Origin of the sequence: Cohnella herbarum, assembly GCF_012849095.1 — a bacterium.
GTDB lineage: Bacteria > Bacillota > Bacilli > Paenibacillales > Paenibacillaceae > Cohnella > Cohnella herbarum.
Genome location: NZ_CP051680.1, coordinates 1,941,210 through 1,966,542 on the forward strand (window position 1 = coordinate 1,941,210; position 25,333 = coordinate 1,966,542).

The following is a 25,333-nucleotide window of genomic DNA, read 5'->3' on the forward strand; positions in this document are numbered from 1 at the left end:
TTCTAGCCCAAATTACAATAGTGAATTTATTGAAAAATAAGGAATTATTCTTTAGAACCGGGCGATAAAAAAGAACGATTCTTAAACCGACGCGTTCGCCGATCCAAGAATCGCCCTTTCATTGCTTACTCGTTCTTTGCGTCCAATAACTTCAATAAAACGGTTACGGCTTCGGCCCTCGTCGCCTCGGCAGCGGGATCGAATTGCCCGGACGGCTTGCCTTTCATAATGTCCTTGCCTTGAATAGCCGCAATCGCGCCCTTCGCCCATGAGGGTATGGCTTGGTCATCCGTGAAGACCGTTAACGAACCGGCCTTCTGCGACAGACCTAAGACATTGGCGACTATCTTCGCCATCTCGGCCCGGGTAATGGCCGAGCCCGGACGGAAGGTTCCATCCTGATAGCCATTAATATAACCCGCTTGCGCCGCGAGTGCCACGGCTTTTTTCGCCCAATCCCCGATCTTCACCGCATCCGTGAACGGCAACTCGACTCCCTCGTCCGTTCGCTTCAAGGCATTCATTAACATCACTGCGAACTCCGCGCGCGTGATGATCCGGTTAGGCTTAAACGAGCCGTCCGAGTAGCCCGAGACAATTCCCGCTTTTAATGCTTGTACGATATTCGCTTCTGCCCAGTGCCCGGCGATATCGTGAAAATTCGTAGAAGGCTCGTTTTCCTTCGTTGGCTCGGCAGGACGTTGAACCGCGAAGACGGCGTACTTTGCCAAGGAATTCACTCGCACGGAAATGCGATCTCCGGTTATCTTACTGTCCGCCACCTCCACCCAAGCTTTCTTTATCTCATCATATGAAAATATGGCGGGAGCTTGTCCTTCCAGCAGGTTTGCGGAATTGTACTTGATCGTAACCGTAACGGGATTCTTAAAATGATCCGGGAAGTTCTTGAGAACTTCGAATATCGCGCTTAAGAGTACCTCTTGATTTGAAAGCAGCTTCAACGGTTCCGTTAACTTGTCAATCGTGATGATGACTTCTTTATCCGTAGCGTTAGCTGGTACGGTTACTGTGATCTCATCTAGAAAGCTCAGCACTCCGGCTTTGCCGGCTGGAAGTGTCAGTTTGTTGATAAATGTCGCGGGGCCTACTGCACCTCCGCTATTTCCCGTACTAGAAGGCGACGCCGCGTTTACCGTTACGGTGTACGTCACTTGAGTCGTGCCATTTTGTGCGGTGACGATGACTTTATAGCCGGAAGCCAATCCCGTCGCTACAGTCACACCATCCGCTTCATACACCTCAAACGTAGCTCCAACCACTGGTGTGATCGCCGCTTTGAACGTTGCCAACGTCGTACCATACGGAACTCCTGTGATCGTCTCGCTCACGGTTCCGCCCGTGCTCACCGTTCCGATCGTCGACGTCAGCGTCGCATCCGTGCTCGGTGGCGCCGCGTTTACCGTGACCGTGTACGTCACTTGAGTCGTGCCATTTTGTGCGGTGACGATAACTTTATGGCCGGAGGCCAATCCCGTAGCCACTGTCACTCCGTCCGCCTCATAGACTTCGAACGTCGCTCCAACCGCTGGCGTGATCGCCGCTTTGATTGTCGCCAACGACGTACCATACGGCACGTTTGTTATCGTCTCGCTCACGGTTCCGCCCGTGCTCACCGTTCCGATCGTCGACGTCAGCGTCGCATCCGTGCTCGCGGGCGCCGCACTTACCGTGACCGTGTATATCACTTGCGTCGTGCCATCTTGCGCGGTGACGATGACTTTATTGCCGGAAGCCAATCCCGTTGCCACTGTCACACCGTCCGCCTCATAGACTTCGAACGTAGCTCCAACCGCTGGCGTGATCGCGGCTTTGATTGTCGCCAACGACGTACCATACGGCACGTTTGTTATCGTCTCGCTCACGGTTCCGCCTACGCTCACCGTTCCGATCGTAGACGTCATCGTCGCATCGTTGTTTGGTGGAGCCGCGCTTACCGTGACAGTGTACGTCACTTGAGTCGTGCCATTTTGTGCGGTGACGATAACTTTATAGCCGGAGGCCAATACTGCTGCCACTGTCACTCCGTCCGCCTCATAGACCACGAACGTCGATCCAGCTGCTGACGTTATCGCCGCTTTGAACGCTGCCAATGTCGTACCATATGGAACTCCTGTGATCGTCTCGCTCACGGTTCCGCCCGTGCTCACCGTTCCGATCGTCGACGTCAGCGTCGCATCCGTGCTCGGCGGCGCCACGTTTACCGTGACGGTGTACGTTACTTGAGTCGTGCCATTTTGTGCGGTGACGATAACTTTATAGCCGGAAGCTAGGGTCGCTGCTACAGTCACTCCATCGGCTTCATACACCTCGAACGTCGCCCCAACTGCTGGCGTGATTGCAGCCTTGAAAACCGCCAACGTGGTACTATGCGGAACACCAGTGATTGTCTCACTCGCCGTGCCGCCCGTGCTCACCGTTCCGATCGTCGACGTCAGCGTCGCATCCGTGCTCGCGGGCGCCGCACTTACCGTGACCGTGTATATCACTTGCGTCGTGCCATCTTGCGCGGTGACGATGACTTTATAGCCGGAAGCCAATCCCGTTGCCACTGTCACACCGTCCGCCTCATAGACTTCGAACGTAGCTCCAACCGCTGGCGTGATCGCCGCTTTGATTGTCGCCAACGACGTACCATACGGAACGCCAGTGATTGTCTCACTCGTCGTGCCTCCAACGCTCACCGTTCCAATCGTCGAATTCAACGTCGCATCGTTGCTTAATGAAATCGCGTTCCATTGCGCATACAGCGTCGTATCCATCTTTACTTTAAGGTTATCGCCCGCAACGTACGCCGCCCCGCTGCCGTCGGCTTTATCGTTCCATCCCGCGAACGTATACCCCGTTTTGACGAGATCCAGCTCGCCCGATACGATCGCTGCAGTGACTGGGACGTAGGATTCGCTAGCCGGTGCCGAACCGCCGTTACTGCCGTTATCCTCGTATTTCAGTTCGACAAGACTGGACCTTAAATACGGGTATCCTCCGTTCATACCGGGATCAATTCCCCATACGGAGACAAAATCCCACGCATTGGGGACGTCAGCTTCGTAAGAACTCTGACTTTGCATCTGGCTGCTGTTTTGACCCGTGCCCCAGATAGATGTGCTATGGCCGCTAGTATCTATATCGTAAAAGCTATTGACGAACGTAGCGAAGTTGCCGCTCCCGACCAAACCGCCTACGTCCGTGCTTCCCGTGACTTCTCCCTTCGAGTAACTTTTCTGAATCAGTCCCGAACCGTTCTCCCCGGCCAAACCGCCTACGAAGGAGCCACCGCTCACCTTCCCGGAAGCGTAACTATCGTAAATATTCCCCCAAGCGTTATAGCCGGCAAAACCTCCGATAATCTGATTATCGAGACCGCCTCCTTCCACGTCCCCGACGGCAAAACTCCGATGGATAGCTCCTCCCAAATAATTCGTATTTTCTCCGATGAACCCCCCGATCGCATAATTGCCCCGCACCTTGCCCGTAGCGTAACTATCTTGAATTATCCCGTAGGTATTTGCTCCGACGAGTCCTCCGGCATACAAGCCGCTTTCGCCGGAAATCTGACTTGCGTTAATATTGCCCAGAGCGAAGCTATTGCTGATCAATCCGTTCTCCATGTTAAGTCCGACCAAACCGCCCACGTAAAAGCCATTCTCCCCCCCGTCCACGTCGCCTGCAGCGTAGCTATCGCGGATTTCTCCTCCGATTCCTACGAAGGAATTCACGCCTGCCAAACCACCCATATTATCGATGTCGGCTTGTCCGGATACCGAGCCCAGAGCGTAGCTGGACAAAATCTTCCCGTCGTTGTTATAGCCGACCAAACCGCCGATGGAAGTGCCGTCCGCGGTTCCATAGACGTCTCCCGTCGCATAGCTGTCGCTAAGGGTCACTTTAATCTGCGTGCCGGTTAATCCCCCGACATCCATATTCCCCGTAACATTCCCGGAAGCATGGCTTTGTTCGATTACCCCTTCGTCAATCCGACCGATCAGCCCGCCTACTTCATTGGTGCCGACGACGTCTCCGGAAGCATGACTGCGACGGACCTCGGTCTCCTCGGCGTATCCGATCAAACCTCCTACGTTTCTATCCCCGTTCACGTCGCCCGTCGCATAGCTGTCGGTGATCGTCCCCACTTGATCCCCGACCAGCCCGCCTATGTTTCTTACTCCGGTGACGTTTACGGAAGCGTTGCTGTTAAGAATCGTTCCCTCGTAATTCTGGCCGACCAGTCCGCCGACGTAATCGCCTGCCTCGATCTCCCCGGTCACCGAGACGTTCTCGATCGTCCCTTGGTAGTTCGCTCCAGCAAGTCCGCCCGCAAGTGAATCCGGGACGATAATGGAGACGTCGGTCAAATTGAGGTTTCCGATCCAGCTTCCGGAATCCATCAATCCGAAAAGTCCAAACCCTGCCAAGTCCCGGCTCGTTAGCCCGCTGATCGTATGGTCGTTCCCGTCGAAGTGGCCGCCAAATAGAAAATCGCTATCTCCGATTGAAACCCAACTCGCATATCCACTCAGGTCGATGTCGGCGATAACCTTAAAATACGTGCCCGCTTCCAAATATTCGCCCCGTACTTTGTCCAACTGATTTGCCGTACCGATCAGATACGGATCGGCCGACGTCCCGGTTCCACCCGCGAAGTCGCCACCCGCTGCGTAAGCTTTACCCCCTCCGATTCCTCCTCCGAGCACCTCGCCGAACAACAGCATTATTGCAAATAACCAGATTCTCGCTTTTCTTTCCACCTTAAACATCCCCGTATTCTCCCCTCGATACAATGATTCCCATCATTATCCATGTAGTCATTATATTGAAAGCGAATAAAAGAATAATAAAAGGATCGGCCATACAAACGACAAAAACCGCAAAGCACCAAGGCTTTACGGTTTTTCGGTTAGTCCATTTTTTTTTGAAAATTCGTCTTGTATCGTTTTGGGCTTCAACTAAAAAGATATTTATCATTCTTTAAGATCTCTTCAATAATTTCAGATAATTGCTCTACTCGATATTGATGCGTATACAGCTTATTCTTATCCATTAATTCCGTGTCATTATCAAACTCCTCCAGTAGAATCAGACTTCGTTCCCCCATTTGTTCACCTTCCGGTCTTAAACGATCCCTGAACTTGATCGTTTCTTTATCAACCATAAGTACGACATAAACAATACGTACTTCCCTATTACGTAATTGTTGCGACAGCCATTTTACTTCATTGGGAAAAGCTACGTAATCAATGACTACATTGTATTCATAGTCTAATAAATTCTTCGTCAAGCTTGAGATATTGTTCCACGTCAAGTCTAAGGTATCCTGATCCAGCCAAGGCATACCTCTCCCATTCACCGGTATGTGACTAACATCGTCTCCGGAAATATAAGCACTTTTATTTAGTTGTTGAACAAGTCTTTGAGATGTTGTCGACTTCCCGACGCCCGCAGGTCCAGAGATAATATAGACTGTATTTTTCATTTTATCCCTCTTAGTTTGAAGTTACTTTCTTGTTATCTGTTTGGTTTGGCGTGCTCGAATTCACTCTCAAAATAGTGTTTCTCGGTTTTCCCTATTGATATGTTATTGTCTTTGTCCCATATTGAACTGATTTCAAAGGTTCCTTGTTTGAAAAATAGTGGAAATCTGCTCTTAAACCAGTCTTGCATGGGTAATTCTATTGCCTTCTCTCTATCGATCCAAAGTAATTCTCCTTCGGGTGGGTTATCTAATAGTTGCCCTTCAAAAGAGGTTGCTAAATAATTAAAAACCATCGATCTCAATCCTGTTTTTGGTTCACAGTATTCCGCTAATCCTTTATAAACAATATCTGTAACAATTAAGCCTGTTTCTTCTCTTACTTCACGTATAGCGCCATCCACTATACTTTCTGGATAATCAACTTTGCCTCCGGGAGCGATGTAACCTGGAAAGCCTAATTTATCGGGCCGATTAATTAAAAGAACTTTATCCTCTCTCAAAATCATGCACATCGTAAAAAGTTGATGGTTCGGATTCATATGAAAATCTCCTAGTAGATGTTTTGTGTGTTTTGTTTTAGATCTCGGCTCGATTCCTTTGTGTTTATTCAATCACAAAAATCGGTCACTTTACAAAGCCAGACCATATGAGCCGTATCTTCTCCCCAATAGTTCTGTGCCACTCGATAGGGTACACCGAATTTTCTCAACCATCTTTTCTGAGCATCCTTATATCCGCTGTCCAGGCAAAACCGATCAATTCCTTGCTTCTCAAGATAGGTTACCATTGCCTTGATCAAGGCCGATCCCACACCTTGACCCTGATAACTCGGCAACACATATAAGCTACCTAGTTCACCAACGTCATCCAACTGATGGTTTGTGCATGCTCGAATATCATCGCCGCAGGGTCCAAAGGAGATCACGCCGATTACTTCCTCGTTTCGCTTAGCACACATGAAGAAGATATCCGGTTCAGGTTGATCTAGCGATGCTTGAAGGACTTGCTTCTTATTCTCGATTTCATTCTGAATGTCATCTATTAATAAACCAAATCCGTCTTTTTCAAAGGCATCGGGAATTGTAATCTCATAGATCTGGAATACCGATTCCATATCGGACGGAGTGAGCATGCTTATTGTCAGATGATTAGTCTGATCTATCTTCTTGGGGCTCTTTGCAGTAAGCCTCCCTCTTAAAGTCGTTACGGCTTGTCCAACAATTAAAATACGCCCTTCCATAATCTTTAACTTCAGTAAACCTTCTCTTCTGGATATTTGAACGGCAACCAATTCATTTTTATTGAGTTTACTTTGCCAATACGGCCCCAAGCAACAGTGCGCAGACCCTGTCACTGGATCCTCGTCTACCCCGATTGCTGGATAAAAGCATCTAGAAACAAAATCAATGCCCGTTCTATTAGATCTACTTGTTACAATAATGCCTCTGGACTTAACTGTTCTCCAAGTGACAAAATTCGGTTGGAGATTTCGAACGACCTCTTCGTCTTCTACTTCTACGATGTAATCGAGTCTGTTCTTGCCCACATATATATAGTTAATTCCCAATCCATCAATTAACTCGATTGGAGGAATGCTTTCGTGTTCGATCTCTAAAGGGAAATTCAATTGAATCCAATCACGATCTTTACTCGCGGTTAATAAGCCGCTCTTTGTGTTAAATCTGACTTCATTCTCTGCGAAATATTGCTCTTCCCATAAGATATGCGCGCTTGCGAGAGTGGCATGGCCACACAGATCCACTTCGGCTTCCGGTGTAAACCACCTTAATGTAAATTCCTCACCTTGCCTAAGAAGGAAAGCCGTCTCCGATAAGTTCATTTCGTTGGCAATATGCTGCATCGAATCTATCGATATTTCCGATTCCAAGATACATACGGCTGCCGGATTTCCTTTATAGGGGGTGTCTGTAAATGCGTCGACGATATAGATATTCATTGTGGTTGCTCCCTTAGAATTCCTCTTTTCTAGCATTCTCAAATCGATGAATCCCGATTTATCACTCTTTCGTTTGCCCATCAGTTGGATTACACATGAGCAAGAATATTGATTAGCTTGCCGAATGGATCGCGGACATAGAAACGCCTAACACCCCAAGGCTCATTAATCGGTCCATATTCTATCGCAAACCCGGCATTTTTCATACGTTCAAGCACAGTATTGATATCATCGACTTCAATCGATAGATCCGGCACAGGGGTGTCTGAACCTCCTTGCGCGGCAAAACTAATCTGGATGCTCATCTCTTCGCTTGAACCGTAAGTTGCGATCCAACCATGATCCATCAAAACATCGAGTTCGAGTATTTCATTATAAAAGCGCTTAGCAGCATTGATATCTTGCGTTTCTATGTTGGTAACGATTCGTTTGACCTTCATTTCTAACCTCCATTTATTACTTTTGGGATGTGTTTTCCACAAAAAGCCGTTGTAACATTATTCAATATCCAGTCATTAAATTTCTTATGGTCATGGACGAGTTCATCAGACCAACCTCTTGCTCGTAACCTTAATTCTCTAGTTTTATCATCACAGTATAGTCCAATATAGTATGGTCTAAAGTAATCCTTCAAGTCTACTTGATCGTACTCTCCAGGCATAAAAGTCCCGCATAATATACTAGTCCGACCATTCAGGCATATTTGTTTGGCAAAATGTATCCAACCATTTTTAATCAAATACCATTCATTTAACGGCCCATAGATTGCGTCTAAGTCCAATGTCATGTGTTCAGAACACTTTTCGAGAAGTTCGGGGATAACAGTAGATTTTCCTGAGCCACTTGCGCCTGTAATCAGGAAAATTGTTTTTTCTCAGTCATAGATAGGAGTCTCCAATCAGAATGTTAACGGTGAAATGCATATTTCTATGCATTCATTCTTTTTTGTCACTACTTTTGCGGCTGTCTTCATTATCGATTATGTATTTCTCAAGTTCATCCTCTATTTCTTTATCTCGATCAGAAGCCATCTTCGATTGTTCTTTGAATTTGTCGTATTCTTCGAAGTTTTTATTAATTTCAATTTGTAATTTTTCATCTTCCCTCAATAGACCGAGTTTCTCTCTTATTGCTTTTAAGTCCTCATATATTTGTTTGTTTTTTTGATGTGTACTGAATACCAGTCCAAACAAGAGAATAAGTATAACTCCTATTCCATACGGTCCTATTATTAAGAATGACAAAACTGCAACAATGGTTGCAATAAGCATTCCTATGATTGTCATGTTTTATATCACCTCATCTTTTTACCGGAAATGACTTCCCTCTAATTTACTTCACTTCGAATTCATTACTACTTATATAAAAATCAGAATTATCTAATTCACTTATAAAAGATACTGCTTTAATTATTCGATATGTACCATCCTCTATCCACCTATCCAATCTTAACATTGAACTCGTTTTCGATCCTTTGGGTTTCAAAGAATAACCAATTGCAGGAAAAGGATAATTGTCTACTTGAACGGACATCCAAGTCTTATTAATCTTCTTCTCAAGAATAAAATCTTCTCCAAATTGAATCTCTTTACTGGAATTATTAGTAATTACAGAATGGATTTCCTCTCCTCTTTTATATTTTGATCTATCTAAGCCAAACAGAATTTGAGTGCTTTCGGAATCTGAAACTTTGATTTTTGATGGGTTTGTTATAGTCATAATCGGATGTAATTGCATAGATGATGTTGTTCTTGAATCGCAAGCACTCTGAAAGATGATTATTATTAACAAAAGTAGGACTGATAATCTCAAGGAAATCACTCCTCTCGCAGGGAGCTTCATTTAAGCTTCTTTTACTCACGACGTTCGTTTCCTAAATTAAATTGCAAATATCCTTTTACATCATCACTCTCATGTCCATCGCAACTAGAGACTGTGAAAAGTACGTTTTACTCCTATTTCTTTTTTCATTTCCTCACATAAATATGTCACTTTCTCTCTCTCCGCACTATAAGCATCTCTTGTAGCATCAATTGTAAATCGTATTTCCGAGACATTAGAGTTCACATCATAAATGATTGGACCGCTATCCATAGTTGGTGATATTAACATTAAATTATCGCCTTTACGGTCTTGGAATCTTTCATACAATATATTCATTCTTTCGTAATCCAACTTATTGAAATTTGTTAAGACCCCTCTTTGTATATACTTCTTATCATTTTCTGAATTCAATTGGATGAAGTAATAGAGGCAAATAAAAAGGACAACTATAACCGACGAGAGTAACCAAATCGTTTTTTTCATTAGATCTCCTTGTAATCGAGTTGTAGCTATTGTCGACACAAACTTTTATTAAACACCTTCAAACATCATTCACCTAATTCTTTGACCAAATATATTAATAAATCATCATCCACTCTTACCGAGTTCCCTGGTTTCACTTGTATGTTATTATAAATAATTCCTTTTCCGTCCAAGATGTATCCGCGTTTGTTATACATGATTTGAGCGTTTCCGTAATCTTGATACAGCCCAACGCCTAAACCAATCGATTTCGAGGTTTTTGATGCTATTTTTTCAAGTTCGTCAAAAATCTTACTTGCAATTTTCTTTCGTCTAAATTCCGGAAAAACATTCAAGTCATTAATTTCCGGAATATTTTGATCTGAGAAAAAGGGATAAGATGAGACATATAATAAGTGACAGCAACCAGCTAGTACTCCCTCATAATAAGCCAATAAAGTGATTCTCTTTCCAATAAGATTTTCGTCTAAGCATCTTAGAAAATAGTCACTTGATGTATACCATGGGAATTTGCTAGTGAACTCTTGATCCAACAAATATGCTTCATCAGCGTTTGAAAGTTGTTTTATTGTTATTTTGTCAGTCATCTTAAAACCTCTTTCAGTCATCACTTAAATTATTATTTATTGTCTTTCTCGTTGCCGTGTTTAAAATTTCCTGTAATTTTAGCCATTACTAACTGGGCTTCCTTATGATCTTTACCATCTATAGCTCTTAAAAATTTATCGCTCGCCTTACCGGTAAGAATTGTAACTTGCTTTCCCATCCAGTAAATAAAGACTTTGTTATCTTTCGTTGTTTTATAGGTGAAAACTTCTTCACTAAGTCTATTTCGTTTGTCAATGTTACTAATATGATCACTTCCATCCTTAAAAGTATTGGGAAAAATTATAATTCTGCTGATTTAATTACCTTCAACTATTCTTATCATCATAAAATTCAATGCAAAATGGATGCATTTCAGGTCTTAAACAGTATTCGATTCTTTGTCTGAAGTCCTTCCATTTTACTTTATTTAGTGCTTCCTCAATCGGAAAGAACGCCGACTCCAAACTTTCAGAGGTTCGAACCGGTTCCCCGCCTATTGGTTTTGCTAAAAATAAGGTGTTACAAATGGAGTTCCCAACGTTTTGAAATATTCCGCAGAATTTAACGATTTCTATGTCTACTCCTGATTCTTCTTTTGTTTCTCTGATCGCAGCTTGGCTCAGTGATTCTCCTTCTTCTACTTGCCCGCCGGGCATTTCCCAGCCTCTTCTTGGTCCGTTAACAAGTAATATTTCGTTGTTATCATTTACAACGATCGCAGCTGCAGAAACGATATGCTTAGGAGGATTCATTTTTAACACCACCCCAACCACCTCATTTGTCATACTATTCTCGACATGGGATACCTCTTTATCCACTTGATTTAGTTCTTTTTCCATTTGAAAAAACTTCTACTGAACTAAATTTTCTTTGTTATCAAGTACCATTACCTGGTTTACCCAGTCGTCAAAAGAATTAAATAGGATAAAGAGTGGCCATGGATTCGTTTCTTTATCTTGTTTCCAGGTCAGATGGACTTGTACATATTTATTTGAATTCTCTTGAAATTGAAAAAGCACTTCATCTTTATCTAATCTTCGAGCAATTACATTAAGTTCAGCTCCATACAGAATATGGTTATTAGGTAACTCGTTATAGAGTTCTTCAAGAAAAATCAGTGAGGTCTCAGGAATCCATGGTTCTAAAAAATCGATTTGTGGTCTTGACACATAGATTTCCCCCATTTTATTCAGCAGAAGTTTCCGATAACGTTCAAACGGCCAGCAGCACGATTATGGTGATAGCGGAAGTAATCGACTCCTGATGCTCAATTCAACTTCTTTCCCAAAAATAATGCGACCCTATGTTCCTTATTTATGACTCCACCGGCTCGGTCGATAGTATCCTCTATCTTTTTTAGAAGAGCATTCCTGATAGTTTCGGGAAGTTGTCTATGCTTTGAATTCGTATTTAGTAAAGCTACATAATCGCAACTTGTATATGAAAGTAATCGACTATATTCTTTGACTACCAAGTCCGTAAAAATACCAGTATATTCAGTGATTATTCTTCTTTCGTTGATTATTTCTTCAGGCGTTCGATACTTAGAATCATCTAAATGTGGAGCAAGTTCTAAATAATGTGATCTGATCTCATTGTGAACTTCATCAAACATGGGAACATGAATAGTCCAGAAGAAACCAATAGTGCCTGTACTATCGAGAAGTTCCCACACTTTGCGATACCCGATCTTAGGTTCAATAAAATGAAATGCCGTGCCAGATATAGCTAAATGAAATGGACTTCCTAAACCATCCCATTCTTCGAATGATGTATTTATTACTTTGATTGAAGTATAAGATTTGAACTTGTCTGAGGTGAACTGCGCTAACCTATCTCCCAGTTCTATACAGGTTATGTTTTTATAATCTTTATTAACAAGGCCGCCTGTTGCTTGACCGGTCCCACAACCGATTTCGAGGATCTTTTCTTCTTTCTTAATTTGGAATAATTCAAAATATCATCGAACATTTCTTCGGAATATGTTGGCCTGTATCTTTCATATTCATTAACGATGAAATTAAAGGTCTCTTTGTTTTCCATCTTGAGCACCCTCCATAATCTCTCGACTTAATTGGAATTGTATCCCAAAATTGAAAGCAAAGCATTATAAATTTCTTCGGAAACTAAAATACGCCGTGATGCGAAAGCCTCTATTGGCATGCATCATGGCGACAGTAATCTCTATGTAATCGCGACGTCGGCGACGTCCATTCCCCTTCAAACTTTTACAACACGATGATCGTCATTATATTAGAAGTTATTATTTGGTTATAAAGATAAAATAATGAAAATGATGATTTTCTTTTGTTTGGAGCGTGGGGAAGAGCTTTGTATACGATGCAAGCAAAATAATCGCAGGTTCGTTTGCTCAATCTACGATTGGTAAGTAAACTTGTACTGCTTCTTTCCATGTTATTTCTGATTCTAATGGTTTCTCATATATTTCAATATACAAAGTATCTGGCCAAATTGGCTTATAGCCATTCTCAGAAATCCAGCTATTTATGTTTGAATAGATATCTGCCATTTGATCTATTATCCCTGTAGAAAATACGTAATTCCCGTTTATTCTTATGACTTCTAATTCTTCAGATAATAAACTCTGTTCTTTGGTTATTATGTAACCAATATAAAAGAATCCTATTTTATGATCTTCACCTTTACAAGGTTCATATAGAATTACAGTTTTGTCCAACCGATCATTAATTAGATGATCTTTTTGTTTAATTTCCCTTAAGCCTTGAGGGATCAAATTCGAATATTCTGAAAATAATCCTGTGAGCTTAAACCCAACAAACAAGAAATTAAGCTTAGCTATATTACATTCCATACCATTCACCTCTATTATTTGAACAATCGATTTTCATAGCTATCAAATAACAATATATAAAAAAGGGAACCCTTGGCTCCCTAAAAAAACAAAAATCCTTTCTTAGCAACATTTTTTCGCTTTAAGTTAACTACTTCGTTAACTCCTGCTTTTTCTAATTTTTCGAAGAGAACTTCCGCTCCATTTTTCAGTTTTAAGTCCATTTCTTCCTTATGAAGTGGAATTAAGCTGAAAAAATGTACTTCAGTTTCATTTGGTAAACTTAGTGTGAAGAAACTTTTCAAGTTCTCAACTACTGAAGGAACGGATAAAATCATCCCTGAAAATAACGTGTTTGAAGCAAAAGGTTGAGCTGGATCGCCATTAGGTACAGTATGCGCAAGATATAACCACGTCTGATATTCATGTGGCAGCCTTGCCATTTTATTCAACCAATGAATAGGCCAATAATTCTCTTCAGTTTCGAAAGCTTCCTGAGATACTTGCCAATCACTAGGCAGGCATATCATAAGTTCCGCAAATTTGTAATTTTCAGCACCTTCGGGTACATTCATTGGCAAATTACTCATACCGCAAGTGATAAAAGTATAATGTCGAAAATCGGATGTCCAGAATGAGAGAGTTCTTGGCTCATATTTCCTCCATTGGGTTTTATATCAATAGTACCATTGTATACTTATTTAGGTAAATGATTGGTTTGGAATCGACTACGGCCAAAAAATACCATTTTTATCTATTTCCATTAGCTGTTTTTCAAATAGTCCATCTGGTTTTATATCATCTACAAAATGCCATTTATTTTTGCTATCTTGCCAATACACTTTCCAATGCTTTTCCTCTAACCTTAGCTGAGCAATAGGGTACTCAAAACGTCTTCCCATATATCCTGGTCTTTCTTGACTTAATGTGATCGTATTGCCCCTAAATTTATAATGGATTTGGATTTCATTTTTGAGATGTTTAGGAATTTTTTGGTCTATATAGCTTTCAAGTATTTTTTCTATTCTCTTTTTTGTAAAAGAATCTAGCATTTTTATCACTCCGGGAGTTTAATTTAGTAAGTTATGATTTTATCATGGCAGCTGCCACATCCAAAGCGTTTGAAGAAACAAACAGAATTTCATCTCTATTGATCGCTAGTTTGAGTTCAGCTAATTCATATACATTCATTGATGGTTTATAATTTTGTACTTCATCAGAACTTACAATATACTTAAAATGTTCTTTTAAGCCTGTATTAATTAACATTTTGTTTAGTATCTCGTATGTATTAAATTTTTGTCCAATGGAACCTTGAACATCAAACAACGTCCCATATGCATCAAATATTAAGCTTTTATTTGGCACATCCTCGAATCATCCCCTTTCTGAATATTTCGGTGCGGCAGTGCCACTTGGTTAATTAGTGAGAGCCATGATGTTATCGAAATAGAGCCAGCAAGTTAATAAAGAGAGCCATCAGAATATGAGGGCTCTCCCATTTTCAATTTTCAATTATCGTGCCCTTCATAAAAATCCAATTACAGCGACTCGGATGCTTGCTTCAGATAACCGGATAATTGGGCCAGGTCCGGCTTATCTCCTTCGCGCAGCTTGATCCATTTCCGTTCGGCCGGCCCCTCGAAGCCTTTCGGAAACGCTATGCCGACTGTATTCATGATCATGAATGCAATTGCATCTTTCGAAGGTGAAATAACGGCAGCGAATTGCCCGTTTTTCAGAAAATGTGGTTTCTTGTATTGAATCTTCTCTTCCGCTCCGGAAATCGTTTCGTGGACCATTTTCCGAAGCTGACCGCATAATTGAACTTGCCATGGCGAAGACAGATTTTCAATAAATGTGGATACTTCTGGATTCATTTTCAACACGTCCTCCCTTATCGATGGATATTAGGCTTCCTGTTGCAATCTGGCCAAATATTCGGCGTAACGTTCCATGGATGCAATCGCGCCTTGCTCCGCGCCGGAAGCCAGCGAGCCTTGTAGGGCTTCAGCAGAGGTGTATTCCGTGCGCATCGTCAATTTGGTTTTACCGCCTTCAAGCTGTTCAAACGTGTCGAAAATGACTGATTCGTGCTCGTTATACGGAGCCATGTCAAAAATCATCGTATAGTTCAGTCGCTCGGGCTTCACGATTTCGCGATACGTACCGATGACAGGAAACTCGGTCCCATCCGGACCCAACTGAACATATCGGTAGGTGCCACCCACTTGCAAATCGATCTCGCAGGCATGAAGGGGGACTCCGCCGTGACCCCACCAGCGGGACACATGCTCCGGCTTTGTCCAAGCATCCCACACCAACTCGCGCGGTGCTTCGAAAATACGCTCAATGATTAATGCTTGTCCTTCTACTCGCGATGTTGCTTTATTTGCCTGTTGACTCATCGTGTTTTTCCTCCTCATTTGGGTGAGTAATAGGGTTCTGCTCAGATTTTATCCCATTATTTCCAATATCGCCAACACAGTAGTTAACGGTTCAGGTTTTGTTCCAAGAACGCATCGAGTTGATCAAATGTCCCGACGAATCCTTGCTGTACATGCGGGCGCATGTTCTCGAAGGTGGCGCGTTCTTCCTCAGTGGCGTTAAACGGACCGCCTCTCAGCGTAAGCGTCGTCTTTCCTTCGCTTTCGGTTAACGTCAAGTGATTGATCACTTCGAGCGGCCACGTTCCGCTGAACGGAGCCCGAATCGTGTTGCCTTCTTCGTCGGAAAACGATTGGATAAAGACCAGCTTCTCCGGAGCTTGGATCTCTTGGTAAACGAATTTGCCCCACATCACATGGCCTTCAGGCGAGCGCTGGCTGCCAAGGAAGATGCCACCGGGCCGCAGATCGAGTTTCGAGACTTGCAGCTCGTAGCCTTTCGGCCCCCACCATTGCGCCAAACGCTCCGGCTCCGTCCAGGCTTTAAACACCAGCTCACGGGGAGCGTCGAATACACGTGTAATCATCAATTCGTTTTCAGTCGCATGGTTGTTTGCCATCTTGTTTCCTCCTCATACTTAAGCACGTTATTTGGTTAAAAGCAGCTCTCCTCCTCATTTAGAAGGCGATTGCTTATACACCTGACAATCAGCTTTGATCGAATGTTTTATCTTGTGCCTGTATCTGGCGTAAATAATCATCCAAGCGATCCAACCGATCTTCCCACATCGACCGAAAAGTTTCCAGCCAGCTATCGAGTTGTTGAAACGGCTCGGGGCGCAATTTGATAATTCGTCGATTGGCAACTGGCTCTACCTCGACAAGACCCGCCTCGTTGAGTACACGGATATGTTTGGAGGTCTGAGGTTGATTCAATTCGAGGCGGTAGGCAATTTCTCCTATTGTGAGCGAACCGCCATCTCGTAGAAGCTCGATGATGTGTAACCGGTTGGGTTCGGCTAGTGCTGTCAACGTTGTCGTATTCATGCAATAACCCTCCCTTAGCTCAAGAATGCACTAAAGGAATATTCCTGTCAAGGAATGTTCTGAGCAAAAATAGGCCTACGAGAAAATTTATTTTTTCTTCGTATCCCTGCTCTGCCATTCACTCAAGTAGCGTTCCAGTCGATCAAGCTGCATATCCCAGGATTGACGCAACAATTGAAGCATGGCCGCAGTGAACCCACCCATCATGTCGGTCACTCCCCTTTCGGGCTTGATATGTCAAGAAATGGAGTGATAATGGCGACTAGCAAATCCGTTTTTCCCAAGAGGGATACATGTGTCGTACCCGGCAACACAGCCAGTTGGGCATTGGGCAGACCGGTCAGGTCCCCAGCTACACCACCACCGAGCAATTTAAACATATCCAATGCATGTGCGGGACGAACATTGTCGGAGTCGCCTATAACGGTGAGCACCGGAACTTTAATCGATTTGAGCAGAGCCGTCCAATCTAGCTTTACGCTACCCATCGCCTTGATTTTTTCAACCAGCTTGGGGAAATCTTCCGGACGCGGTGCCAACTTTTTATATTCCTCTTCGATAGGGGTTCCTGCGAAAATTTCCGGTGTGATGAAATCCATCATTCCATTCACCTCATCGTACATGCCGTCGCTCTTAAACGCCGACGAAGCTACAACGAGCTTTCGAACCAAGTCCGCATGTCGTCCAGCCATTTGCAACCCGACCGCGCCTCCCAAGGAATGACCGATGATATCAACATCCTTAATCCCGATTTGATGCAGTAATTCGGCCACATCGTCGGCCATCTGTTCGGTGCTTAACGGACGGTCAATGTCAGCCGTACGTCCATGGCCTTGCATTTCGATGGCTATCACCTGTCGGCTCTCGGAAAGCTTGGGAATGAGTGTGCCAAACGCGGAATCAATGGACATAAATGCGCCATGGAGCAACACTACTGGATGCCCGCCCGTGCCATGGATTTCATAATACATGTTGAGCCTATTCACTGTGGCATAATGACCGCGTTTCTCTTTTGATTGCTGTGACTCGGCAAATTGAATGGTTTTATGTAACCACAATGCCGCTTCTCCCCGAGTCATAGCCTCGTTATTCAGGTTCCCGAAGAAGGCGGGATCGCTCAAGTGCAACCCTTTGATGTCAATAGCTTTTTTCAGCAGCTCCGCATATTGCTGCCTGGACAAGTCAGCATTTGGATTAACGTCGCGTGAAAACTCCAATCCATTCATACGCGCGATGACAAAGGAATCGCTATACCATGCGTTTTTGGAAATCGTGTTAAAGAAATCGGTGGCGATTGGCTTTTTATTCGATCCGGTTTGATCAAGTTTCAGATTCAAGCCTTTCACAATTAAAGTGACACCTTGAGCAACACTGATTTTCTCACGCGGCGCAAACTCGCTGCTGGTGATGCCGGATACAATACCTCGATCCTTTAGCTGAAGAATCGCTTCTCGTTCAGCATCATTTAAATCTGTAAAAGCAAACACGGGACTACTGACCAATGCTCCCAACAACACGACGAAGGCAACAATCAGGAATACCGACTTCTTCAAACCAAATCACTCCTTTCTCATATTTTTTTCGGTTCATACTTCAAATATAACTTTAAAGGAATATTCCTGTCAAGGAATGTTTCGGATTGAAATTGACCCACTTTAATGAAGTCCGCTGGAGCGAGAAAGCTGGCCAAGCTGACCTGAGCAATCGTCTATCCGAAGTCCTCGCGATCTCCCGCGGTCTGAGCCTTTGTCGGTTAATTTTCCGTAAAGCATCCCTTCTTCCTAATAATTGACCGTCAGTACTTACTGTAATTCGGGTTGATAAAAAAACTAGGGGGTTAAAGCCCTAGCGAATATCTTCGATGAATGCACCGAAATGCTCCAGGAAGTAGAGCGGCCTCTCTTAGACTGATCATGACCAACTTTCGAATTTATACCGGCACTTTCAATATTTCAATCGCGAGATAAAGCTCTCCTGCCTGTTCAGTCCCATACTGACTCTGTACATTAACATCGCGGCTCTATTTATTAACGAAGTGGCTCTCACTCATTAACTTAATGGCTCCATAGGACTATAATATTCACTTTCCTCGGATTCGCACACGACTACACTTCTTTAGGTCTCTTTTGCAACAAGTGTTACCAACGTGACTCGATATGTCCTTTCGTCTAAAGCTATTGTATTCACAAGGTCCCTTCACCTTGTTACAGAAATTCCTTAGGATGAATCAGCCATCCTAATAAATACCTTCAAGATGTTTTGTGCAGTTATGTAGTTCACAAGTCCATTTATTTTCTATTTTCTTTAAGATTGTTATTGATGTATTATCAAAGTGTTTTGAGGGATAATCCGGAACTAAATTATTAAAATTATATTGAATCAATGCTCCGTGAGAAACAACAAGAATCTTTTCACCTGGGTGTTTCCTATTTATTTCTTCTAAAAATTCATTCCCTCTTTTTTGAACGTCTTCAATGGATTCGATTCCCAGATCCAAATCTCTCCAGTCTGTTCCCCACTTGTTTAGTCTTTCTTGCTCTGTTGTACCTTCGATTTGTCCTCCTGATCTTTCTTTGAGTCGATCATCTATTTGTATTTCAAGTCCTATGGCATTTCCGATAATAACAGCTGTTTGATGGGCTCTTGCAAGTCTGCTTGAGTAAATATGATTCCATTTTTCAGAACCTAATCTGATACCTAGATGTTTTGCTTGCTGAATACCATCTTCATCTAGTGAGATATCTGAACTGCCTTGTGCTCTGCCCTCTTTATTCCAACTGGTACTGCCATGTCTGATAAGCGCAATAGTGGTCATAATGAATTCCTTTCTTGGTTTGAAATGAAGTCGATGATCTTTCTGCTAACGTTACCCACAAAACTCTTTTTTTCCAGTGTTTATAATATCATAATTATGATAAAATTATTGAAGTGGATTAATTCATGAAGGAGTGAGGACTTTGCCGATTATTAAACCGATTTCCGATCTTAGGAATAACTTTAATTACATTTCTGAAGTTTGTCATACCGAAGGTGAACCTGTATTCATTACCAAAAATGGTCGTGAAGATTTAGTTGTCATGAGTCATGCTCTTTATGAAAAGCAACAGGCTGTAATTGAATTGTATCAAAAATTGGCAGTTGCCGAGAAGGAAAGTTCTGATCCCTTGTTACAAAGAGTTGATCATTCTGATCTTATGAGTAAATTAAGGAGCCGTATCCATGGAGAACAAATTTCCGATTAGATATCTGCCATCCGCTGAGCAAGATATTACGGATATTATTGATTATGTCTCCTTGGATAATCCTCCTGCTGCACTTAATCTCCTTAATCAATTCGACGAAGCTATTTCAATTCTTGCTTACTTCCCTTTAAGTGGGCCCGTTCCAAATGATTACAGACTTCAACTTCTTAATTATAGAATGTTAGTCGTTCAGAGTTACCTTGTATTTTATGTTGTACAAAGTGATTTTGTAGAAATACGCAGAGTTCTTCATACGAAACGGAAATATGATTTTTTACTTTAGATCCTGTTCCAGATTTCTCCTAATGTTCTTGTATTCAAGACGTAGATTAACCTTATATAGCTCATAGCTTAGGGGGATCAATGTGTACGAAATACGCTCAAATTAGCCTACACTCAGCTACTCCCACATTCTCGTTACCTCAATGAGTTTATTTCCTTCAAATCTTACTTTGTAAATATCAGGCATTGTAGTCGATTCCCAAAAAGTAAATTCATACTGTTTATCAAAGTAATTCAACATCAGTGTCATGATATCTCCATGTGTTCCAATTCCAATCTTCTTGCCTGTTCCAATAAATCTATTAATGACTTCTATCGCTCTCTTCTGTGCAACTATACTCGATTCTCCACCTGGGAAAGACTTATTAAAGTCTACCATCACATCACGTTTTGCCTTTAGAAAAGTCGCTGGAGTAAAGTCACCAATGTCTCTTTCCCGTAAATCCTCTTCAATATGTATCTCTTTACATTGCTCATTCGCTAATAAACGGATCGTCTCGATTGATCTCTCATAAGGACTTGAGACAAATACGTCTATGTATTCAGATCTCAAAATATCTTTAATCTTTAGCGAATCTTTCATTCCTTGTTCAGATAAACCTCTAGTTCTTTCTTTACCTTCTACATAAACAGACTCTGCATGTCTGACAAAATACAATATCGTTTCCACGATTTCTATGTCACCACTTTCACAACTCATCCTGAATGATTTCTATTTCATTCCCATCCAAATCGTAAAAACTGAATTTTCGTTTGTTTCCCTAAGTTGAAATGGCTGAGAGCTGCACACCTCTTAAGTATAATAATAGAGTGCAAATTAAAATGTTCGATGTACCAGTTTTTAGTTTCTCCAAGATTTATGACCGGTAAAAATATTTGATTTTGCCGAATAATATTCATAGGATTGGCTCCTTAAGAAACTAAAATTAAAATGGTCTCTGTTTGATCACTTCTTCATCCCAGATCTGAACTTCAATATATCTTTCAGGTCCTTTATCCCCATTCTTGTTCCAATCCTGCGGCAAACCATATTGTTCTATTAATTTAATGATTTCATTTTTAGTGAATATCTTCTTTCGATAGGGTTTATTATCTTGATATCTCATTGTCGGAAACAGATCACCATACGTAAAGCTAATTGATTCTTCTGAAAATTCATTCCAGTCAATAGCAATCATTTTCGGTTCCCTATACCACGATTCAAGCCATTCACATTCCCCTAAAGTCATGTAGTGAGGGAATCGATTTCTTGGCTTCCCGCCTTTATTGATAAACTGATCTCGTGCCATTTCTTCCAATTCTCTTCTTATTATGATGTAATCCTTAGATCTTTGACTGGCAAAAGACTTGCCTTCCCGTCGTATTTGTTCAGATATCTTACTTGCTTCCTCTACCGATAGACTAGAAAGATTTCGAAATGGACCCAGTCCTGATTCATAATAGTGATAAAGAGTATAAGTCATGACATCCCGCTTTCTTACACTTCTCTTTATCAGTTCTCTTGCTTTACAAATTCTTCTTTAGGGCTTCTTGCATTCTTTTCATACTAATCTCTATTCCGTTTATAACCAGTTATTAGAATTTATCGTTACGAAGGTTACAATTATTAATATCAGATAACCTATGCTTGAAACTAATATTACCGATCGTTTTCTATTGCTTCTTAATATTCTTAAAATGAAAAAGATCGATAGCGCAACAGAGCTTGTTAATACCGAGGTAAATTCAAAGTCTTCTATACCGAAAATAGAAATTGTACAGAACAATGCAGAAAGTAAATAAAATGCCAAACCCATTACATACTTCAATCTATAATCCAATTTACTAGCTTTTGTCTCAACGATCCATTCGATTACTATTGAAACGGGTATTCCTACTAATAATATGAAAGGAGCTTCAACAACAAAAACAAATGGACTTAGTCTCCCAAACATTAAAGATATGAGTAAATAACTGCTTTCATAAAATAAAAAACAACATAAATATTCTTTAATTCGCTTTATTGCAATCTTATGATCATTTTTTGGTTGATACACTCCTGAATTAATGTCGTGCGAACATGACCAGCAGTAACCATCCACTGGATTGATGCATTGATGGCATAAGAACTTTTTGCATAAGCTACAGCTTGTTTCGATTTCCTCTTCATCATGAAAATAACAATTCATTTTGAATCTCTTCCTTTGAGGTGAAGGATCATTGAACTACTCTCACGATTTTCTTATTCATCTATTAAATTGAGTCTTGGCCATATACTTAACCAATTTTTACTTTTCACTCTGGCTCTATAATAATCATAATCATAGAAAAACGGACTTCGTCTAATTGTTAAAGTAAAAAGATCTTGAAGTCCGTGGGGAGCAATAATTCTTAACTTGTTGTCACCATCAAGCGTTATTCCAATTGCTGTTACAGTTTCCGGCCATCGCTTCATTGCGTCCTCAACGGATTCATATTGATCGTCATTATTTCTTTGATGCATTCTAGCCTGATTTTTTACTGACCAATTATATTCCGGTTGATTCATCCTCAGTAGGTCTTCATAGTGTTTCTCAGTTTCTTCTGTTTGATCGGATAAATCATAATAAAGAACATCAACATCGTTCAACGGAGTTATCTCGGTATGATTATGTATATGGTCCCATACAAAATTCCTTACATATCCGGCCGCTATACACCAATCTGGTAAACCTAAAGATTCGACCGTCCCCAGATCTCTCATAAGAGATCTACGCGTTGATAATATATCTATTAGTTTTTCCTCAAGCTTCATGGAACTCCTCCTCATCTTTGTACTTAATAGCATTATCTATAAGGTAATTGTTATTCCAGAATTACTTTCAATCCTGTTTTCTTCTCTTGTACACATACTTTATTTGATCATCATCAATTTGAAATGTCGCTTTTAAGAATCCAACCGCCTCAACACATTTAATACTTCCTACATTATCATCATCGACCCAGGCTTCAAATTCATTAATCTCTTTCAGGTAACGATAGTCTAGCAAACATCTAATTAACTTCTTTCCATAGCCTTGTTTTCTTAATTTAGGATTCACGATAAAAGCAATTACAGCTTTCTTATAATCAATAAGTTCAACAATAACTTCTCCTACTAGTTCATTATCTTCTATGGCAACCCATACGAAATAATCTAAATTGCTACTAACTGATTTGAACCAGGTATCTGTATCCTCAATCGACACCCTGTAGAGCGTCTCAGGCTCTTTATGCCATTCAGTAATTTGCTGTAAGTGTTTCTCATTCAAAAACTCAAACGTAATCGTCATATTTACACCTCTTGAATAACTCGAATACAATAGCACTTCCCATTAAAAATTACCCCACTTAAATCCTCTTCACTTCTTATTAACCGCATAATTCCACGCTTTATAGAACTCATTAACTGTACGATATCTTTTCAACTTATCATTTTCAACTGCATTGCTAGCGACATTGTATAGTTCTTTACTCGCTCCCCACTTCTCTAAAGAACGATCAACCTCTCCACCCAACAATCCAAAAACAATCGCACCCATTGTGTACACGTTTGTTCGGCTATCTATCTCTGATCCGAGCACGAATTCTTCAGGAGACATAAATCTAGAGGATCCCCATAGTCTTCCCATGTCATTGAAATACGGTTTTTTCTGATAAAAATCAATATCACATATTTTAGTTTCATTATTAATAAAATCGTAGAGAATACTCCCATCATAGAAATCAATTGCAACATAATTTTTCTCTTCTACCAAAACATGAAAATTAAAAATTTTATCTATTGACTCAAGTCTCTGATTGATTGGAAGGCGTTTATATTTATAAAATGGGGAATTGGGATCTATATACTTTGCCGGAGGCGGGTATGACCAATGGGAATGAAGACATTCTCCATTGAACCACTTGAATACTGCAACATAACCCGAATTGATCTCAAAATGGTCTTCAATTTCTATTAAACTCGGATGCTTGAGTTCATAATAAATCGGAATTGCACCCTTTAACCTCGACATCGAATCGGCAGGATCTCCTTCGTATTTCATGGTTTTGGCACCAGCGTATTTAACGAACTTCTTCTGTCCGGCTTTCTCCACTCCAAAACAAATATTCCCTGAATCTTGTTGATCGAATACTGCAAATACATAACCCAACTCTTGTAACCAACTAAAATCGAGACTTTCCTTTAATTGAAATTTTACATTGTCAAAATTATAAGTGATTGATTTATTGTTCATCTATGCCTCCATGCAATTGATTTATACAATGTTAGTTGATGCCCCTGCCTTTGAATCAAGATTAGCTGCATAAAAATTTCAGTACTTCATTAGTATATTTCTCCGGTTCTTCAAACCTTGGAAAATGTGCACTATTTTCGAACAAGACGAGTGACCCATCTGTTATCTTTTGTGAATATGCAAGTTGCTGCACATTACAACAAACAGGATCGTGAACCCCCGTAAAAAGTAGAATTGGTTGTGTTAATTCTGACAGCATAGGTAATAGGGGCTTCAAAAATAATCTTCTTAATCGATTTCGGATAATCAAGCGCATACTTTTCAGCTTAATACCCACCAAATGAATGCACTAATAGCTTCCATTTGCTAATTACTAATTGAATTCTTAGTTCCTCAAGATCTTTAATAATTTCATTAAGTCCAAATGGCTCATCAGTTAAAATTGGATCAGAGCGTAATACGCCCCATTCACATTCTTCGTTGTATTGTTCAACAAATAATCGAGTCCCACGGATTGAAAATAATGATGATTTCATAGTATCTTCCGCTCTTCTATCTAAACCTTAACTGAAACAAGTACATATCATTAAAATATTTCCATCAGGATCCTTAAAGGTGAAATCCGATAAATCAGGATACGATTGAATTTCTGTTACAATCTCTGCATCCATTTCTTTAACGAATTGATATGCTTCATTAATATCAACTGTACTCAGATTATATAATGGTTGATTCAACGGTTTGAGTTCGTACACTTCATCAAAACAATGATTATCAAGTGTTAGTCCTGGACGTCCAGGGCCCATATCGAATGTATAAATAGGTCCTTGGATCTTATGTTTCACTTCTATTCCAAGAAGTTTGCTATACCATTGAACAGATTTTTCTAAATCTCTTACATGAATGAAAATTGTATCTACCCTGTTGGCAATTGGACTTTGCAAATAACCTCCTATGATAAGTTTAAGGTGTTATACGAAGTATC

At 41.2% G+C, this 25,333-nt stretch carries 31 protein-coding genes and 1 pseudogene; 2 read left to right on the forward strand and 30 right to left on the reverse strand.

From position 1 onward, the window contains the following. Positions 1 to 125: 125 nt before the first annotated feature. From HH215_RS08600 to HH215_RS08710, 23 genes and pseudogenes are all read right to left on the reverse strand, one after another. Positions 126 to 4,775, reverse strand: coding sequence for a GLUG motif-containing protein (locus tag HH215_RS08600; RefSeq protein ID WP_169279522.1), 4,650 nt, complete (start codon positions 4,773 to 4,775; stop codon positions 126 to 128). 185 nt (positions 4,776 to 4,960) lie between these two features. Next, positions 4,961 to 5,491, reverse strand: coding sequence for an AAA family ATPase (locus HH215_RS08605; protein ID WP_169279523.1), 531 nt, complete (start codon positions 5,489 to 5,491; stop codon positions 4,961 to 4,963). A gap of 32 nt (positions 5,492 to 5,523) precedes the next feature. After that, complete coding sequence (locus tag HH215_RS08610) at positions 5,524 to 6,030, reverse strand: 8-oxo-dGTP diphosphatase (RefSeq protein WP_169279524.1); 507 nt, start codon at positions 6,028 to 6,030, stop codon at positions 5,524 to 5,526. Positions 6,031 to 6,098: 68 nt separating this feature from the next. Further along, positions 6,099 to 7,448, reverse strand: coding sequence for a PhzF family phenazine biosynthesis isomerase (locus HH215_RS36845; RefSeq protein ID WP_310735573.1), 1,350 nt, complete (start codon positions 7,446 to 7,448; stop codon positions 6,099 to 6,101). Between the two features lie 89 nt (positions 7,449 to 7,537). After that, entirely contained in the window at positions 7,538 to 7,888 is a 351-nt protein-coding gene (locus tag HH215_RS08625; protein ID WP_169279525.1) for a VOC family protein, read from the reverse strand. A gap of 495 nt (positions 7,889 to 8,383) precedes the next feature. Beyond that, on the reverse strand, positions 8,384 to 8,734 hold the full coding sequence (locus HH215_RS08630; protein WP_169279526.1) for a hypothetical protein: 351 nt from the start codon (positions 8,732 to 8,734) through the stop codon (positions 8,384 to 8,386). A gap of 46 nt (positions 8,735 to 8,780) precedes the next feature. Next, positions 8,781 to 9,260, reverse strand: coding sequence for an immunoglobulin-like domain-containing protein (locus HH215_RS08635; protein WP_169279527.1), 480 nt, complete (start codon positions 9,258 to 9,260; stop codon positions 8,781 to 8,783). A gap of 114 nt (positions 9,261 to 9,374) precedes the next feature. Continuing rightward, on the reverse strand, positions 9,375 to 9,755 hold the full coding sequence (locus tag HH215_RS08640) for a DUF4362 domain-containing protein (RefSeq protein ID WP_169279528.1): 381 nt from the start codon (positions 9,753 to 9,755) through the stop codon (positions 9,375 to 9,377). A gap of 65 nt (positions 9,756 to 9,820) precedes the next feature. Next, positions 9,821 to 10,342 (reverse strand): GNAT family N-acetyltransferase, encoded by a 522-nt coding sequence (locus HH215_RS08645; RefSeq protein WP_169279529.1) that lies wholly within the window; start codon positions 10,340 to 10,342, stop codon positions 9,821 to 9,823. Positions 10,343 to 10,374: 32 nt separating this feature from the next. Then, the gene (locus tag HH215_RS36330; RefSeq protein WP_254450559.1) at positions 10,375 to 10,608 is read right to left on the reverse strand and encodes a hypothetical protein; all 234 of its coding nucleotides are present in this window, start codon (positions 10,606 to 10,608) and stop codon (positions 10,375 to 10,377) included. A 61-nt stretch (positions 10,609 to 10,669) separates the two neighbouring features. Next, entirely contained in the window at positions 10,670 to 11,095 is a 426-nt protein-coding gene (locus HH215_RS08650; RefSeq protein WP_169284302.1) for an NUDIX hydrolase, read from the reverse strand. Between the two features lie 99 nt (positions 11,096 to 11,194). Beyond that, complete coding sequence (locus tag HH215_RS08655; RefSeq protein WP_169279530.1) at positions 11,195 to 11,512, reverse strand: hypothetical protein; 318 nt, start codon at positions 11,510 to 11,512, stop codon at positions 11,195 to 11,197. Positions 11,513 to 11,610: 98 nt separating this feature from the next. After that, on the reverse strand, positions 11,611 to 12,285 hold the full coding sequence (locus HH215_RS37010; protein WP_217362311.1) for a class I SAM-dependent methyltransferase: 675 nt from the start codon (positions 12,283 to 12,285) through the stop codon (positions 11,611 to 11,613). Between the two features lie 429 nt (positions 12,286 to 12,714). Further along, positions 12,715 to 13,176, reverse strand: a complete 462-nt coding sequence (locus HH215_RS08665; protein WP_169279531.1) for a GyrI-like domain-containing protein — start codon at positions 13,174 to 13,176, stop codon at positions 12,715 to 12,717. 80 nt (positions 13,177 to 13,256) lie between these two features. Continuing rightward, positions 13,257 to 13,766: pseudogene (locus HH215_RS08670) on the reverse strand (suppressor of fused domain protein); the annotation flags it as partial. 117 nt (positions 13,767 to 13,883) lie between these two features. Next, positions 13,884 to 14,207, reverse strand: a complete 324-nt coding sequence (locus HH215_RS08675) for a DUF3024 domain-containing protein (RefSeq protein ID WP_169279533.1) — start codon at positions 14,205 to 14,207, stop codon at positions 13,884 to 13,886. A 31-nt stretch (positions 14,208 to 14,238) separates the two neighbouring features. Then, positions 14,239 to 14,523: an HAD hydrolase-like protein gene (locus HH215_RS08680; RefSeq protein ID WP_169279534.1), complete on the reverse strand. Its 285-nt coding sequence runs from the start codon at positions 14,521 to 14,523 to the stop codon at positions 14,239 to 14,241. Between the two features lie 173 nt (positions 14,524 to 14,696). Next, entirely contained in the window at positions 14,697 to 15,035 is a 339-nt protein-coding gene (locus HH215_RS08685) for a DUF1801 domain-containing protein (RefSeq protein ID WP_169279535.1), read from the reverse strand. A gap of 30 nt (positions 15,036 to 15,065) precedes the next feature. Then, a complete protein-coding gene (locus tag HH215_RS08690; RefSeq protein WP_169279536.1) occupies positions 15,066 to 15,563 on the reverse strand; it encodes an SRPBCC family protein in 498 nt (165 codons plus the stop codon). An 83-nt stretch (positions 15,564 to 15,646) separates the two neighbouring features. Continuing rightward, entirely contained in the window at positions 15,647 to 16,162 is a 516-nt protein-coding gene (locus HH215_RS08695) for an SRPBCC family protein (protein ID WP_169279537.1), read from the reverse strand. 88 nt (positions 16,163 to 16,250) lie between these two features. Next, positions 16,251 to 16,589: an ArsR/SmtB family transcription factor gene (locus HH215_RS08700; protein ID WP_169279538.1), complete on the reverse strand. Its 339-nt coding sequence runs from the start codon at positions 16,587 to 16,589 to the stop codon at positions 16,251 to 16,253. A 212-nt stretch (positions 16,590 to 16,801) separates the two neighbouring features. Continuing rightward, positions 16,802 to 18,142 (reverse strand): alpha/beta fold hydrolase, encoded by a 1,341-nt coding sequence (locus tag HH215_RS08705; protein WP_169279539.1) that lies wholly within the window; start codon positions 18,140 to 18,142, stop codon positions 16,802 to 16,804. A gap of 683 nt (positions 18,143 to 18,825) precedes the next feature. After that, complete coding sequence (locus tag HH215_RS08710; RefSeq protein ID WP_169279540.1) at positions 18,826 to 19,404, reverse strand: histidine phosphatase family protein; 579 nt, start codon at positions 19,402 to 19,404, stop codon at positions 18,826 to 18,828. Positions 19,405 to 19,546: 142 nt separating this feature from the next. On the opposite strand from HH215_RS08710, the gene HH215_RS08715 reads away from it, so the two are divergent. Together HH215_RS08715 and HH215_RS08720 are read left to right on the forward strand one after the other, a co-directional pair. Beyond that, positions 19,547 to 19,831: a type II toxin-antitoxin system prevent-host-death family antitoxin gene (locus HH215_RS08715; protein ID WP_169279541.1), complete on the forward strand. Its 285-nt coding sequence runs from the start codon at positions 19,547 to 19,549 to the stop codon at positions 19,829 to 19,831. Then, a complete protein-coding gene (locus HH215_RS08720; protein ID WP_169279542.1) occupies positions 19,809 to 20,114 on the forward strand; it encodes a type II toxin-antitoxin system RelE/ParE family toxin in 306 nt (101 codons plus the stop codon). The genes HH215_RS08715 and HH215_RS08720 overlap by 23 nt, the downstream gene beginning before the upstream one ends. 117 nt (positions 20,115 to 20,231) lie before the next feature. On the opposite strand, the gene HH215_RS08725 is transcribed toward HH215_RS08720, so the two are convergent. From HH215_RS08725 to HH215_RS08755, 7 genes are all read right to left on the reverse strand, one after another. After that, on the reverse strand, positions 20,232 to 20,783 hold the full coding sequence (locus HH215_RS08725) for a histidine phosphatase family protein (protein WP_254450421.1): 552 nt from the start codon (positions 20,781 to 20,783) through the stop codon (positions 20,232 to 20,234). Positions 20,784 to 21,039: 256 nt separating this feature from the next. Then, a complete protein-coding gene (locus HH215_RS08730) occupies positions 21,040 to 21,576 on the reverse strand; it encodes a hypothetical protein (RefSeq protein WP_169279544.1) in 537 nt (178 codons plus the stop codon). A gap of 758 nt (positions 21,577 to 22,334) precedes the next feature. After that, positions 22,335 to 22,886, reverse strand: coding sequence for a nucleotidyltransferase family protein (locus HH215_RS08735; protein WP_169279545.1), 552 nt, complete (start codon positions 22,884 to 22,886; stop codon positions 22,335 to 22,337). Positions 22,887 to 22,953: 67 nt separating this feature from the next. After that, positions 22,954 to 23,403, reverse strand: a complete 450-nt coding sequence (locus tag HH215_RS08740; protein ID WP_169279546.1) for a GNAT family N-acetyltransferase — start codon at positions 23,401 to 23,403, stop codon at positions 22,954 to 22,956. Positions 23,404 to 23,472: 69 nt separating this feature from the next. Further along, positions 23,473 to 24,348, reverse strand: a complete 876-nt coding sequence (locus HH215_RS08745) for a serine/threonine protein kinase (protein WP_169279547.1) — start codon at positions 24,346 to 24,348, stop codon at positions 23,473 to 23,475. A gap of 326 nt (positions 24,349 to 24,674) precedes the next feature. Continuing rightward, the gene (locus HH215_RS08750) at positions 24,675 to 24,884 is read right to left on the reverse strand and encodes a hypothetical protein (RefSeq protein ID WP_169279548.1); all 210 of its coding nucleotides are present in this window, start codon (positions 24,882 to 24,884) and stop codon (positions 24,675 to 24,677) included. A 27-nt stretch (positions 24,885 to 24,911) separates the two neighbouring features. After that, positions 24,912 to 25,292 carry a VOC family protein gene (locus HH215_RS08755; protein WP_169279549.1) on the reverse strand — a complete coding sequence of 127 codons (381 nt, stop codon included), beginning with the start codon at positions 25,290 to 25,292 and terminating at the stop codon, positions 24,912 to 24,914. Positions 25,293 to 25,333 lie beyond the last annotated feature (41 nt).

Excerpts from the sequence above, each read along its gene's own strand:
- HH215_RS08600 (WP_169279522.1), bottom strand. The coding sequence starts at position 4,775 with ATGTTTAAGGTGGAAAGAAAAGCGAGAATCTGGTTATTTGCAATAATG.
- HH215_RS08605 (WP_169279523.1), bottom strand. The coding sequence starts at position 5,491 with ATGAAAAATACAGTCTATATTATCTCTGGACCTGCGGGCGTCGGGAAG.
- HH215_RS08610 (WP_169279524.1), bottom strand. The coding sequence starts at position 6,030 with ATGAATCCGAACCATCAACTTTTTACGATGTGCATGATTTTGAGAGAG.
- HH215_RS36845 (WP_310735573.1), bottom strand. The coding sequence starts at position 7,448 with ATGAATATCTATATCGTCGACGCATTTACAGACACCCCCTATAAAGGA.
- HH215_RS08625 (WP_169279525.1), bottom strand. The coding sequence starts at position 7,888 with ATGAAGGTCAAACGAATCGTTACCAACATAGAAACGCAAGATATCAAT.
- HH215_RS08630 (WP_169279526.1), bottom strand. The coding sequence starts at position 8,734 with ATGACAATCATAGGAATGCTTATTGCAACCATTGTTGCAGTTTTGTCA.
- HH215_RS08640 (WP_169279528.1), bottom strand. The coding sequence starts at position 9,755 with ATGAAAAAAACGATTTGGTTACTCTCGTCGGTTATAGTTGTCCTTTTT.
- HH215_RS08645 (WP_169279529.1), bottom strand. The coding sequence starts at position 10,342 with ATGACTGACAAAATAACAATAAAACAACTTTCAAACGCTGATGAAGCA.
- HH215_RS08650 (WP_169284302.1), bottom strand. The coding sequence starts at position 11,095 with ATGAATCCTCCTAAGCATATCGTTTCTGCAGCTGCGATCGTTGTAAAT.
- HH215_RS08665 (WP_169279531.1), bottom strand. The coding sequence starts at position 13,176 with ATGGAATGTAATATAGCTAAGCTTAATTTCTTGTTTGTTGGGTTTAAG.
- HH215_RS08675 (WP_169279533.1), bottom strand. The coding sequence starts at position 14,207 with ATGCTAGATTCTTTTACAAAAAAGAGAATAGAAAAAATACTTGAAAGC.
- HH215_RS08685 (WP_169279535.1), bottom strand. The coding sequence starts at position 15,035 with ATGAATCCAGAAGTATCCACATTTATTGAAAATCTGTCTTCGCCATGG.
- HH215_RS08690 (WP_169279536.1), bottom strand. The coding sequence starts at position 15,563 with ATGAGTCAACAGGCAAATAAAGCAACATCGCGAGTAGAAGGACAAGCA.
- HH215_RS08695 (WP_169279537.1), bottom strand. The coding sequence starts at position 16,162 with ATGGCAAACAACCATGCGACTGAAAACGAATTGATGATTACACGTGTA.
- HH215_RS08700 (WP_169279538.1), bottom strand. The coding sequence starts at position 16,589 with ATGAATACGACAACGTTGACAGCACTAGCCGAACCCAACCGGTTACAC.
- HH215_RS08710 (WP_169279540.1), bottom strand. The coding sequence starts at position 19,404 with ATGACCACTATTGCGCTTATCAGACATGGCAGTACCAGTTGGAATAAA.
- HH215_RS08720 (WP_169279542.1), top strand. The coding sequence starts at position 19,809 with ATGGAGAACAAATTTCCGATTAGATATCTGCCATCCGCTGAGCAAGAT.
- HH215_RS08730 (WP_169279544.1), bottom strand. The coding sequence starts at position 21,576 with ATGACTTATACTCTTTATCACTATTATGAATCAGGACTGGGTCCATTT.
- HH215_RS08735 (WP_169279545.1), bottom strand. The coding sequence starts at position 22,886 with ATGAAGCTTGAGGAAAAACTAATAGATATATTATCAACGCGTAGATCT.
- HH215_RS08740 (WP_169279546.1), bottom strand. The coding sequence starts at position 23,403 with ATGACGATTACGTTTGAGTTTTTGAATGAGAAACACTTACAGCAAATT.
- HH215_RS08745 (WP_169279547.1), bottom strand. The coding sequence starts at position 24,348 with ATGAACAATAAATCAATCACTTATAATTTTGACAATGTAAAATTTCAA.
- HH215_RS08750 (WP_169279548.1), bottom strand. The coding sequence starts at position 24,884 with ATGAAATCATCATTATTTTCAATCCGTGGGACTCGATTATTTGTTGAA.